The 13,417-nt window shown below is 45.4% G+C and carries 11 protein-coding genes; 5 read left to right on the top strand and 6 right to left on the bottom strand.

Features of this window, described 5'->3' with window-relative positions:
- Positions 1–66: 66 nt before the first annotated feature.
- Positions 67–960, top strand: coding sequence for a transcriptional activator NhaR (gene nhaR, locus ACRRS1_RS03905; protein ID WP_432454464.1), 894 nt, complete (start codon positions 67–69; stop codon positions 958–960).
- 573 nt (positions 961–1,533) lie between these two features.
- Here the strand turns inward: nhaR and ACRRS1_RS03910 are convergent.
- Positions 1,534–2,268: an SDR family oxidoreductase gene (locus tag ACRRS1_RS03910; protein ID WP_432454463.1), complete on the bottom strand. Its 735-nt coding sequence runs from the start codon at positions 2,266–2,268 to the stop codon at positions 1,534–1,536.
- A gap of 120 nt (positions 2,269–2,388) precedes the next feature.
- Here ACRRS1_RS03910 and ACRRS1_RS03915 point away from each other — a divergent pair, with 120 nt between their 5' ends.
- Complete coding sequence (locus ACRRS1_RS03915) at positions 2,389–3,282, top strand: LysR substrate-binding domain-containing protein (RefSeq protein WP_432460972.1); 894 nt, start codon at positions 2,389–2,391, stop codon at positions 3,280–3,282.
- Between the two features lie 427 nt (positions 3,283–3,709).
- Positions 3,710–5,299 (top strand): peptide chain release factor 3, encoded by a 1,590-nt coding sequence (prfC, locus tag ACRRS1_RS03920; protein ID WP_432454461.1) that lies wholly within the window; start codon positions 3,710–3,712, stop codon positions 5,297–5,299.
- A 62-nt stretch (positions 5,300–5,361) separates the two neighbouring features.
- Here prfC and ACRRS1_RS03925 read toward each other — a convergent pair whose 3' ends face one another.
- The 4 genes from ACRRS1_RS03925 to ACRRS1_RS03940 form a co-directional block, all read right to left on the bottom strand.
- Complete coding sequence (locus tag ACRRS1_RS03925; protein WP_432454460.1) at positions 5,362–6,327, bottom strand: ABC transporter permease; 966 nt, start codon at positions 6,325–6,327, stop codon at positions 5,362–5,364.
- 1 nt (position 6,328) lies between these two features.
- Positions 6,329–7,450 carry an ABC transporter permease gene (locus ACRRS1_RS03930; RefSeq protein WP_432454459.1) on the bottom strand — a complete coding sequence of 374 codons (1,122 nt, stop codon included), beginning with the start codon at positions 7,448–7,450 and terminating at the stop codon, positions 6,329–6,331.
- The gene (locus tag ACRRS1_RS03935) at positions 7,447–9,012 is read right to left on the bottom strand and encodes an ABC transporter ATP-binding protein (RefSeq protein ID WP_432454458.1); all 1,566 of its coding nucleotides are present in this window, start codon (positions 9,010–9,012) and stop codon (positions 7,447–7,449) included. Before ACRRS1_RS03935 ends, ACRRS1_RS03930 begins: the two co-directional genes overlap by 4 nt.
- A gap of 67 nt (positions 9,013–9,079) precedes the next feature.
- The gene (locus ACRRS1_RS03940; protein WP_432454457.1) at positions 9,080–10,075 is read right to left on the bottom strand and encodes a BMP family lipoprotein; all 996 of its coding nucleotides are present in this window, start codon (positions 10,073–10,075) and stop codon (positions 9,080–9,082) included.
- A 419-nt stretch (positions 10,076–10,494) separates the two neighbouring features.
- Between ACRRS1_RS03940 and ACRRS1_RS03945 the strand changes: the two genes are divergently transcribed.
- Complete coding sequence (locus ACRRS1_RS03945) at positions 10,495–10,638, top strand: DUF5363 family protein (RefSeq protein ID WP_432454456.1); 144 nt, start codon at positions 10,495–10,497, stop codon at positions 10,636–10,638.
- Positions 10,639–10,640: 2 nt separating this feature from the next.
- Entirely contained in the window at positions 10,641–11,435 is a 795-nt protein-coding gene (locus ACRRS1_RS03950) for a TatD family hydrolase (RefSeq protein WP_432468355.1), read from the top strand.
- Positions 11,436–11,519: 84 nt separating this feature from the next.
- Here ACRRS1_RS03950 and ACRRS1_RS03955 read toward each other — a convergent pair whose 3' ends face one another.
- Positions 11,520–12,950: a hypothetical protein gene (locus ACRRS1_RS03955; RefSeq protein ID WP_432468353.1), complete on the bottom strand. Its 1,431-nt coding sequence runs from the start codon at positions 12,948–12,950 to the stop codon at positions 11,520–11,522.
- Positions 12,951–13,417 lie beyond the last annotated feature (467 nt).

Raw genomic sequence — 13,417 nt, forward strand, 5'->3', positions numbered from 1 at the left:
CTTTCATTGGCAGGTATACTCGAATATAGTTGTTGTATGGTTCGTATAAAACGAGGTATTTGATTCGTGATTAATTACAAGCACCTGCATTATTTTTGGGTCGCAGCCAAGCAAGGCGGAATAGCTCGTGCCAGTGAGCGCTTGCATATAACGCCACAGACAATTAGTGGACAAATTACGTTGCTGGAACAGCATTTTGGTGAAGCCTTGTTTAACAAGGTGGGGCGAAACCTAGAGTTAACCGAAATTGGTCGTTTGGTGCTGAGTTATGCCGATGAGATTTTTTCCTTGGGTGATGAACTTGAAGATACGATGCGCAATAAAATTGCACAGCGTCCACAGTTATTGAAAGTTGGGATTGCCGAAGTTGTGCCTAAATCCATCGCTTATCGTCTATTGTCACCGGCGCTCAATTTGGCGGACTCGGTACGTATGATATGTCGAGAGAGTAGCCTTGATAATTTACTGGCCGAACTGGCCTTACATCGCTTAGATATTGTGATCGCCGATGCGCCAGTTCCCCCAGGTTTAGGGGTTAGAGGCTTTAATCACTCTTTGGGGGAATGTGGTGTGAGCTTTCTCGCCATTCCTAGCTTAGCCGAGCGTTTGGTTGGTGATTTTCCTCATAGTTTACATGGTGCGCCGTTATTGATCCCTAGTGAGAGTAGTGTGATGCATGTGCGTTTATTGCAATGGCTGGATAAACTTCACATTCATCCGCGAGTGGTGGGCGAATTTGACGATAGCGCATTAATGAAGGCTTTTGGTCAAGCCGGGGTCGGGGTGTTTCTTGTGCCGAGTGCAATTGCCGCGGAGGTCGCGGCGCAATATGGTGCAGAAGTGATTGGTGCGAGTGATGTGGTACGCGAGCAGTTTTTTGCGATTTCGGCGGAACGACGTTTATCCAATCCTGCGGTGCTTGCGATTACTGAAGCGGCCAGAGAGTGGCTAAAAAAATAGACTAAATATGCTCGCAGAGTTTGTTTAGATTTAGCGTTTAATATTGCTTGCTCATCACAATAACAAGCAAAAATCAGCGAACGCAGGTGTTTGCTCGGGATTGCTCAATGGCGAATTTTTGATTATTCAGAGTCTTCCTAACACCCTAAATAATGAATGGTATTTGAATGGCAATTAATATTAATTCCTCTCGGTTCGGGCCAGCTATATGTTGGTTTTCGAATATCCCCATCCTGTTTTAGCAACGCTAATCGCTGATCGTTCCATCGGCGTTGCATGTGTCGAGGTGATTAATGAGCGAGTGCTTAAAGTTCGCATTGCTTGCTCGTTAGTTCGTGTAGGCAAAGCGCAACACTCACACTGCAATCGTTGGTGGTTTTACCATAAACCACCATGGCACCACGCTCTCACTCGGCCGGTCATATAACAACTGCGCATATCAGCTTGGAATTGGCTGAAACAGGCATTCAGCTAAGCACTTCGAAAAGAACGCCTCTTGTCACGGTGGCGCCTGGAGCGACATCGATAGAGAGCTTTAGTGATGATGTTCGGGGTCTGGCTTCTTACTTTGGTTTAAATCATACCGCCATTGGCGCGAATAACCTGACCATTTATCCAGCCACCTTCTGGACTCGCCAAAAACATCACCACATTGGCAATATCTTGTGGGGTGCCAAGGCGCTCTAATGGGTTCATATTTGCCAAACGGTCAATCAATTGTGGTGATTTTCCGTCTAAAAACAAATTAGTGGCAGTAGGGCCGGGAGCCACGGTATTGACTGTAATACAACGTCCACGAAGCTCCTTTGCCAGTATTGCAGACATTGTTTCTACCGCTGATTTAGTTGCCGCGTACACGCCGTAGCTTTCTAGTTTTAGTCCTACGATGCTGGTGGACAGGTTGATAATCCGTCCTCCATTTGTGACTCGTTCTGCAGCGAGGCGCAGGGTATTAAAGGTGCCTTTAAAATTCACGGCGACTTGGCTATCAAACAGCTCCTCATCACTCTGAGAGAGTTGAGCAAGTTTCATGATTCCAGCATTGTTCACCAATAGCGAGATCGCTCCCAATTTCTCCTCGACAACATTAAACATGTGTGCGACCTCTGTTGAGTTGCCCACATTACCCTGTACCGCGATAGCGTTTCCTCCACTGGCTTTAATGTCTGCGACCAGACTTTCTGCCACATCTGCACTTGATGAATAATTCACGCCGACGGCATAACCTTCAGCGGCTAATTTGTTTACGATTGAAGCACCGATTCCTTTGGAGCCGCCAGTAACAAGGGCGATTTTTGACTGAGACATATTGCATTACTCGTGAGTTGTTAAAAGATTATGGCCAGTATATGGTTATATCAATGCTTAATAATTACCCATTATTTAACTTAATAATTCCAAATAAATTAATAATGTCGAGGTGAGTGGGTGGATAGATTCAAAGAGATGCAGGTGTTCGTGAGGATTGCAGAGCGTAACAGTTTTGCTTTAGCGGCGGATGACCTGAGTATTCCAAGGCCGACGATGACAAATATAATCAAGCGACTTGAAAGTCGCTTAGGGATCCGCCTGTTAGAACGAACTACCAGGCAAGTGCATATGACTCATGAAGGTGAATCCTATTATCGGCAATGTGTTGGGCTACTTTCAGATCTAGAGGAAATTGAATCTTCCTTTTTGGAGGTTTTACCTAAAGGTCATTTGCGGGTAAATCTGCAAGGCACTTTGGCAAAGTACTTTGTGATGCCCAAGATTGCTGACTTTATTCGCCAGTACCCGGATATTACGCTACACATCGCTGAAGATGATAAGTTAATCGATCTCGTCCATGAAGGAGTCGACTGTGTTCTCAGGGCTGGACCACTGCAAGATTCCTCGCTGATTGCTCAGAAAATAGCTGAAATGACGCAAGTCACTGTGGCAAGCCCTGCGTATCTTGAAGCCTTTGGGATCCCTAAGTCGCTGGATGATTTACAAGAGCATCTTGCTGTTGGTTATTCTTTTGCGCAGTTATCTAAACCTTCAAGCTTGGCGTTTAAGTTAAAAAACAAGTATATATCTATCAATTTAGCTAGCAGAACTTCAGTGGCTGGCGCAGATTTGTACACTGGGTGTGCTGTCGCGGGTTTAGGTTTAATCCAAGTGCCTAAATATCGTTTGGTGAATGAACTCGCAAATGGTTCTTTGGTTGAGGTGTTAGCGGACTTTCCGCCTCCACAGATGCCAGTATCCATTGTTTATCCAAATCATCGACATCTTTCCGCCAGAACCCGGGTATTTATCCAGTGGCTTAAAAGCCAGTTTCAAGAGAATAAAAGATAGCGAATACAAGCTAGCCTGCAGTTAGTGAAAGCGTATAAAAGTGAAGTTTATACTATGGCTTATTGAACCTAAATCAGCGGGATTGAATAAGCATTGATTGTTTATATAGTCAAGATCGGTGAAAATAGCGCCCAATTATGATTAACATCGCAGATTCGCCCAGAGCAGAGCCTCGAGAGGGACTTCTAAATGGTTTGCCAATCTGTGTGTAAACTAAAAGAACTCTAAGCCATGTAAAAATTAAGCCTGCATTACGACTTACTGAGCCTAAATCAGCGGGACTGAATAAGCATTGATTGTTTATAAAGTCAAGATCGGTGAAAATAGCGCCCAATTATGATTAACATTACAGATTCGACTAGAGAAAGCCCTCGAGCGGGATTTCTAAACGGTTTGTCGATCTGTGTATAAACTAAAAGAATTCTTAATGACAGAGCCCAATTCTCTTCACCAAATCAACAAGCGAAGAACCTTTGCTATCATCTCTCACCCGGATGCGGGTAAAACCACCATTACTGAAAAGGTGTTGTTATTCGGCAACGCGATTCAGAAAGCCGGTACCGTAAAAGGCCGAGGCAATGCTACGCATGCTAAGTCGGACTGGATGGAGATGGAAAAAGAACGGGGGATCTCGGTGACTACCTCGGTGATGCAATTTCCCTTTAACCATTGCATCGTCAATTTATTAGACACTCCTGGCCACGAAGATTTCTCGGAAGATACTTACCGAACTCTCACCGCGGTTGATTCGTGCTTGATGGTAATTGATGCCGCCAAGGGTGTGGAAGACCGTACCCGTAAGTTGATGGAAGTGACCCGCCTGCGGGATACACCAATTGTGACTTTCATGAACAAATTGGATCGAGATATTCGTGATCCTATGGAAGTGATGGATGAGGTTGAAAACGAACTTAACATTATGTGTGCGCCAATTACTTGGCCAATCGGTTGCGGCAAGTTGTTTAAGGGGGTGTACCACATCCCTAGAGATGAAGTGATTTTGTATCAAACAGGTAAAGGTCACACCATTCAAGATGAGCAAATCATTAAGGGTCTTGATAACCCTGAAGTTGAGGCGGCAATCGGAGACGAATTGGCGGAGCAAATGCGTGAAGAGCTCGAGTTGGTTTTAGGTGCTTCCAACGAATTTGATCACGAGTTATTTTTACAAGGCGAGCTTACCCCCGTTTACTTTGGTACTGCCTTAGGTAATTTTGGCGTGGATCATATGTTAGAAGGCCTAACAGAATGGGCGCCTTCACCCAAGCCTCGAGCAACCGATGTGGGTGAAGTGCAGGCCAGCGACGCTAACTTTTCTGGTTTTGTATTTAAAATTCAAGCCAACATGGATCCGAAGCACCGTGATCGGATTGCCTTTATGCGGATTGTTTCCGGTGAATATAATAAAGGCATGAAGATGCGTCACGTACGTTTAGGGAAAGATGTCAGCATTTCGGATGCGGTTACCTTCATGGCTGGCGACCGTAGTGCTGCAGAAAATGCAATTGCTGGTGACATTATTGGCTTGCATAACCATGGCACCATTCAAATTGGCGATACTTTTACTCAAGGTGAGATGATTAAGTTCACCGGTATTCCCAATTTCGCTCCGGAGTTATTCCGTCGAATTCGATTGAAAGATCCCTTGAAGCAAAAACAGTTGTTAAAAGGCCTGATTCAGTTATCTGAAGAAGGTGCAGTGCAATTGTTTAGACCTTTACGTAACAACGATTTAATCGTGGGTGCCGTTGGGGTATTGCAGTTTGATGTGGTGGTTCACCGGCTTCGTACCGAGTATAAGGTGGAAGCGGTCTACGAAGGGATCAGCGTCGCGACTGCGCGTTGGTGTGACTGCGATGATAGTAAGAAGTTTGAAGAGTTTAAGAAGAAAGCGCATGATAACCTTGCTTTAGATGGCGGGGATAACCTGACTTACCTCGCGCCAACCATGGTGAATTTAAACTTAGCCATTGAACGTTATCCTGCGGTGCAGTTCTTCCAGACTCGGGAACACTAAGCAATTTTGGATAAATAAAAAGGTCGCATTAAGCGACCTTTTTTTATGGGGGAAGTTATGTTTTATTCGCGTTCTTTGGTGTAAGGCACGCCAATCGCTTTGGGGGCCACAGCTTTACCAATAAAGCCAGCCAATAAGAAAACGGTGAGCACATACGGAATGGCTTCGATGGCTTGTACTGGAATCGCGAAGTTACCAATCGATACCCCTTGCAGACGAATAGCCAAGGCATCCAAAAATCCAAACAACAAACAGGCGCTGAGCGCAGTAAACGGACGCCATTTCCCAAAAATTAATGCGGCTAGGGCCATATAACCCTTACCCGCACTCATGTTGGGAATAAACTGAGCCGTTTGTGCCACCGATAAATATACGCCACCAATGCCAACCAGCAGACCACAAATGAGTACTGCGCTATAGCGCATTTTTACCACCGAGATCCCTGCGGTATCTACCGCTGCGGGCGATTCACCGACAGCTCGAAGACGTAAGCCAAATCGGGTTTTAAACATCACATACCAAGCTAATGGTACGGTGATAATCAGTAAGTAGACTAAGGCAGAGTGGCCACTGATCAGTTCTGAATAAAGTAAGCCGATCACCGGAGTATCGGCGAGAGCATCTGCGCCGGGTAGGTGGATTGGCGCAAAACGTGCGGCACCACTTAAAGCTGGCGTTTGCCCGCCTTGATGGAACCAATGTCGGCCTAAGGTAATTGTTAATCCGGCGGCTAAAATGTTAATCGCCATACCACTGACAACATGGTCTCCGCGGTGAGTAATGGTTGCAAAACCATGGAGTAGTGCGAGTAGCATCGAAATAGCTACCCCAGCCAGTAGCCCTAGCCAAGCAGACCCTGTCACATGGGCGGTGGCAGCACCAGTAAAGGCCGCGGCTAGTAATTTTCCTTCTAAGCCAATGTTCACGATCCCTGAACGTTCACAGAACATGCCCGCAAGCGATGCAAAAATTAGCGGTGTGGCAACCCGAATCGTTGCATCTAGCATTAAGATAATGGTTTCAAACATCTTAAGCAGCTCCTTCTGAATGGTTTGGTTTTTTGCCAAATAGCTTAAGATAGCCGCGCTCCAGCGAGGGCTTAAACATGTGCTCTAAGGCTCCAGAGAAAAGGATCACCAGCCCTTGCAGTACCACCACAATATTACGGTCTACCCCATATTCAAAGCTGAGTTCAGCACCGCCTTGATAAAGAAAACCAAATAGTAAGCTGGCGAGTAGCACTCCGAGTGGGTGGTTTCGTCCCATCAGGGCCACCGCAATTCCGGTAAAACCAAAACCTTCTACAAAGTTAAGCTTGATTTGGTGCAGTTCTCCTTGCAGAACATTCAGACCGAAGAAGCCCGATAACATACCGGAAATTAACATGGTTAAAACTACGATTTTTAGATAGTTGATACCAGCATATCCAGCGGCGTTGGGATTCGCGCCCACCGATCTGATCTCATAGCCCCAGCGAGTGTTCCAAATAAATAGCCAAACAAATACACAGCAGGCTAACGCAAATACGAAGCTTAAATTGAGTGGACTCGGTGCTAGTTGAATACCAAACCAAGCCAGCATTTCGTGCACTTTCGGTAGCCAAGATGAGACTGCAAAAACGCGACTTTCGGTGGCCATGGTACTGTCTGGTTTTAAAACGTCGACCAGTAAGTAGGCCATTAGGGAAGCGGCGATAAAATTGAACATGATGGTGGTAATTACGATGTGTGACCCGCGTTTCGCCTGTAAATACGCAGGAATAAAGGCCCACGCCGCACCGAATAAACCGCCAACTATAATGGCAAGGGGAAAGACTAGATACCAAGGTAAATACTCACCGACGGTTAGGCAGACTAAACCGACGCCAAGACCACCGATGTAGGCTTGACCTTCGCCACCAATATTAAATAGTCCAGCGTGGAAGGCCACCGCTACGGCTAAACCCGTGAAGATAAAACCAGTCGTGTAGTATAAGGTATAACCAAAACCTTCGGCATAACCAAAGGCGCCAGTCCACATGACTTTGATGGCATCTACCGGTGATATATCGATGTACATAAACAACAGGGCAGACACGAGAAACGCGGCAAAAACGTTGATCGCAGGCAGTAAGGCTACACTAACCCAAGCCGGTACCGGTGATTGACTCATTGTGCGCCTCCTTGTGCTGAGTTTTTAATATGTTCAGGCACAATGTTGGCCATCATTAATCCTAAAGTTTTTTCATCGGCCTGTTCAGCACTGACTTCGCCAACGATGGCGCCGTCGAAGACCACTAATATACGGTCTGCCAAATTCATGATTTCGTCGAGTTCCACCGAGACCAATAGTACCGCCTTACCGGCATCGCGGGAGTGGATAATCTGTTGATGAATGTACTCAATGGCACCAATATCGACGCCACGGGTTGGTTGCCCTACCAAGAGAATATCTGGATTTTGTTCCATTTCGCGGGCAATCACTAATTTTTGCTGATTGCCCCCAGAAAAGTTAGCGGTTTTTAAATTGCTATCATCGGGTCGAACATCCCATTTCTGCATGCTGTCCAGACAAGCCTTATCAATAGCGGCTTTATCTTGTAACAGCCCTTTGTTGTATTCTGCTAAATGATGGTAGCCGAGAATATAAGCTTCCTTCGCTGAAAACTTATTGATTAAGCCCTGTTTATGGCGGTCTTCTGGAATGTGACCAACGCCCATGGCTCTCACTTCTCGTGGGTCTTTGGATTGTTCGGCGCTCAATTGGTGTTGATTAAGGCGAACGCTACCGCTACTCGGTTTTAAGATCCCGCTAAGCAAGCCGAGGATCTCTGACTGACCGTTGCCTGATACACCCGCGATCCCCACAATTTCTCCTGCGCGCACTTGGAAAGAGACTTCTTTCACTCGTTTTACGCCTGCGGGATCAACATAACTGAGTTGATTCACTTCGATTAAGGCTGCTTCCGGTTTTGCTTCGCCGCGCTCTACTTGTAATAACACTTTTCTGCCAACCATTAGTTCAGCGAGATTCTCTTGGTCGGTTTCGGCAGTCACCACATGTGCAACCATTGCACCTTGTCGCATCACCGAAACGTTATCGGTAATGGCTAATACTTCACGCAGCTTGTGGGTGATAATCATCACCGTGGTGCCCTGTTCGCGTAGTTTCGCTAAGATATCAAACAGGTGGTTTGCTTCTTGAGGGGTTAATACACCAGTAGGCTCATCTAAGATTAAGATTTTTGCCCCACGGTAAAGTGCTTTAAGAATTTCAACCCGCTGTTGTAGTCCAACCGCTAGATCTCCCACGAGGGCATCTAAAGGGACATCTAGGCCATAATCAGTCGCAAGTTGTTGCAATTTTTTACGGGCTTTACTAAGGCTTGTTTCTAAATTCCAGCCGCTTTCGGCACCTAATACAATATTCTCTAAGACGGTAAAGGTGTCGACCAACATAAAATGTTGATGAACCATACCAATGCCGGCTTGAATGGCTTCTTGAGAATTATGCGGCTCGTAGGGACGACCGTTGACTCGCATTGAGCCTGAGTCGGCATGATAGAAGCCGTAAATGATACTCATCAGAGTGGATTTACCGGCACCATTTTCACCAATAATGCCGTGAATAGTGCCTTTAGGGACTGCTAAATCGATGTTTCGATTCGCGTGAACGCTACCAAAACGCTTGTCGATTTGTTCCAGTTCAATGGCAAAATCAGCTGCTTGTGTCACTTTAGATTTCCAATATCTAGCGAATAAAAATACGCCAACCCCGTGGGTTGGCGTATTTTATCGACGTTTAGAAGTTACAGGTATTATCAGACATGTAGTCATGAACGCTGATCTTACCAGCGATAATGTCAGCTTTAAGACCATCTACGTATGCTTTCATTTCATCGCTAATTAAGGCTGCATTGTTTTCATCTAGCGCCCAATCGATAGAATTTTCTTTTAAACCTAAGGCTTTAATCCCTGGTTTCCAAGAATTGTTGATGCCGTCTTCCCAAGTTCCGTAGGCTGCGACACCGACTTTCTTAACCATAGAAGTCAGCATAGTACCCGGTTGAAGGTGGTTTTGGTTTGAATCAACACCAATCGCAAATTTACCAGCGTCTTTTGCTGCTTGGTAAACCCCTAAACCAGTACCGCCTGCGGCAGCGTAGATTACATCAGCTCCTTTAGAGAACTGAGATTTAGCCAGTTCTGAGCCCTTTGCAGGATCGGCAAAGGCTGCAGGTGTTGAGCCTGTCATATTTTCTAATACTTTAATATCAGGATTGGCGTAAAGCGCGCCTTGTTTATAACCACAGGCGAATTTACGGATTAATGGGATGTCCATTCCACCAATAAAACCAACGGTGTTGGTTTTTGAGGCTTTTGCCGCAAGCGCTCCGACTAAGAATGACCCTTCCTGTTCTTTAAATACGATAGATTGCACATTCGGTTTATCAACGACCATATCGATAATGGTAAATTGCGTATCTGGAAACTCAGAGGCGACTTTTTCGACTGAAGATGCAAAGTTAAATCCGACAGCGACAATCGGTCCAAAACCGCGACTGGCTAAGCGACGTAAACCCTGTTCACGTTGTGCTTCGTTTTGCGGTTCAAATTCGCGAACATCTACGCCTTTGTCTTTTTTAAATACTTCGACACCGTTGCGATATACGGCTTCGTTGAACGACTTATCAAATTTACCTGCGGTATCGTAAACTACTGCTGGTTTAGCGGCTAAAGCGCTAAAAGATGCTACAGCGAAAGCGGCAGCTGTAAGCTTGGTTGCGAATTTTTTCACGGTTAACTCCCTGTTTTTTTAGAAGTGTTTGTATTATTTACAGCAATCTGACTAGCCTAGCTTGACCTGTTATATTTTCTGAGCTGCAATTGTGACTAAGCGCATAGCCTGCCTTACATTTCCTTGGTTAGCTACGGACTATCGTTTAGGCCGAAACATAACCAGTATCATCTGTAAGTATCAACGGACTTGCGCTGCGTTACAGTTGTCCGATGAATAACTATCATTGCATCATGAAATTATCTTATGTTAGGCCTTTCTACCACTGATAAATATGCAGTGATCGAACTATAGAGTAGGGCGAAGGATAAATGAATTCAATATTGCTGCTTCAGTATTTCACTAGATCATTGGGGTGATTAAGAGATATTACCTAGTTATGTGGGTAATATGCAGATAAAATCCAGTTTACAGCTAAAATGAGGAAGGATATTTTGAACCAGATCGTCAGATTTTTTCGAAAGTGCTTAGTGCGTTATGATCGTTGGTTAGCTGAAACTGGTTTAGATAAGCCTTGCCGAAGCTGTATTCCACGGGAGCATCTCAAGTCAGAGGACGATTAACTATGGCTTGGTTTGATACGCACTGTCATCTTGACTTTCCTCCCTTTGATGCGGATCTTGCCAGTCACTTAATGAAGTTTAAGCAGCAGAATATTGCTCAGTGTCTGGTGCCAGCTGTGGGGCCGGATAATTGGCTACGGGTGTTACATCTATCTTCCCATCCAATGTTGCATGTTGCGCTGGGCTATCATCCCTGCTTTTTCGATCCACAAGCTTTACAAGGTCAGCCTGAATTACTCTTAGCCGATTTATTACAGCTTGAACAGTTAGTCGAAGCTCATCGTCAGCAAATCATTGCTTGGGGCGAATGTGGCTTAGATGGTCGCTTCCCAGAAACTCTTGCTCACCAAGAGTTTGCTTTGGTGCGGCAAATTGCCGCTGCACAACATCAGCAATTGCCGTTACTCATTCATTCGGTACGTTTACATGATCGGGTTGCGCAATTATTGAAGCTGGAACAGTTTAATCAAGGTGGGATTATTCATGGCTTTAGTGGTAGCTATACTCAAGCCAGTCGTTTTGTTGATTTAGGTTTTAAGCTCGGTATCGGCGGAGGAATTACTTGGCCTCGCTCTGAAAAAACGCGCAAGGCACTGCGACGTCTACCATTACAGGCTTTGGTATTGGAAACCGACGCACCAGATATGCCTTTGTACCAGATGCAGGAGGCGTATAATAGTCCACTCAATTTACCAACGATTTTTAACTGTTTGTTAGAGTTACGCAATGAGTCTGCGGAACAGCTTCAACAGGCCTTATGGGAAAATAGCCATCAGGTCCTAAATTTGTCGATATAAGCGGTCTTGACTACCGCCATTGTGCTGTTGCAATTTGTAGGAACGGCGTCACTTCCATAGACCTTGGTTTCGAGTTTATCGCCATCAGCGCTTAAATTTGTCGATATGTTCAGAGTTTACCGCCGCCACTGCGGCGCTGACGAGTTCACTTGCAGTCATTTGTTGCTCGCAACAGCCCAAACGCATCGCGGGGGTAAGACCCTCTTTATCTGGGAGTAGATAGTTAAATAAAGCTCGGTTTATTTCAAATAAGGCATCAACGGAACTAAAACTTTTCAGTTGTTTAGGCATATTTAACTGCAGGTGTTGGAAAAAGTTTTGGCAAGCTAAGGGTTGGGCTAAGGCGACCTTTGTCGGATTTTGTTGAGCATTGGTGATTGAGCAAAAAGCTCCGAAATCGGCGGGATACCAGCGATCGTTCCACCAACCAACCTTGTTACCCGCCGATCCCATATCAGTTTCACTGCGGGGGTGGCGATAGACGTAATAAATATCGGCTCGTTGCTGTTTTATCTCTTCAACACACGACATAAGGGCTGCGCCACGGATACTACTTTCGTGCTCGATGTAGTGATGGAAATTTTGGTTTTGGCTGGTAAAGGCGCTTAGTAATTGAAAGTGAGCGTAAGCCGTAAGTGCTGGCTGCAATAGCTGGCTGCCACGCAAGGCAGCGGTGCTACCGTAATGTAGATCTTCAAAGTGATAGCGATTCAGGGTGAGTTGGTAACGTCGTTTTAGCGCCTCAACGATCGGGCTATCCGATAATGGGGGTAACAGAGTAGAGGTTTTTTGTTGATAGTGAGCGCTATCGTTTAACTGCAGTTGGCTTTGGTTATGGGTGTGCAGTAACACATAACCGGAAGTGACTTCAGTTGAGCATAGTGTCCAGATACGTTTCTGTTCAGAAAACTCATGGATCTGGCTTTCGGTATGTAGTGCGCAGAAGCTTCTATGCAGCACCCTTTGCTCCTGTTGCCGACTATAAAAGCGTAAACATTGATATAGGCGTTGCAATAGCTGGTAATAGATCTTCGGAGCAATCTCTAGCTGTTGCATTATTTGTTGTGGGTTGTGGCCTCGATTTAACAGGCTGAATAACCTTGATAAAGGCTCAAGCCCCTTGATGTTCACTTGGGTAAACACGTTTTGGCACTTGCGGCATTGATAACGCTGGCTATTGGCTCCCGTCTTACCGTAGCGTTTCACCCCAACAGTCGTACCGAGGAAAAAACCGGGTTCGCAGTGGCTGCAGCCACAGGGGGATTTCGTTAGCTGCTGTTTGGCTTTTTCCTCAACAATTAAATTGACACTGTGGCTGTCGACCAATGGCGGATAACTGCCACAGGCTTTGCAGTGCAAGGCTGGATAACCCAAATGTTGACTTTCAGCTAGATAGTCAGAACTTTCGGTCAGGCCAAAATTTGGGCAGCGGCAGTTTTTGCAGCAGTTAAACTGGTGTCTAAAACTATGTGCGGAGGCATTTTGCAGCTTTGCTGCCGCCTGAGCCTCATTCACAATACACTCTCATTATCAACATATTCAGTTACAACTCTCACATTTTGTTCTCATTGACCACAATAGCGTGACTTGAGTCACGAATTGCCGTTAATTTAGGTCCTACACTCATCAGCCTGTAGTCGCTAGTCATTTAATCGTCGAATTTCGACTCTGCTTAGTGAATCACTAAGGCTTCTGTAAATAGAACGTCTCTAGCTCGCTTGAGTGGTTTGCGAGCAAGAATGATTGCCATTGGCAGAATTCAGCAGGCGATTTGCTGGTGCGCGTTTATTTACTTATTAAAAATTTAATCTCAGTTATATTTTGTTGGATTTTTAATCTGATTGTCATGGTTATGCCATCTTAGGCAAGTCAGGTTTCATTATCAACACATTTGGTTATTTAATCGGCCGTTAGGCCGTATATGTCTATAGGGTTTGATCTGTCCCTCATTTAAGGCCTAGGGCCACGGTATCATTGCCGCC

This window comes from Agarivorans sp. Z349TD_8 (assembly GCF_050870825.2).
Lineage (GTDB): Bacteria > Pseudomonadota > Gammaproteobacteria > Enterobacterales > Celerinatantimonadaceae > Agarivorans.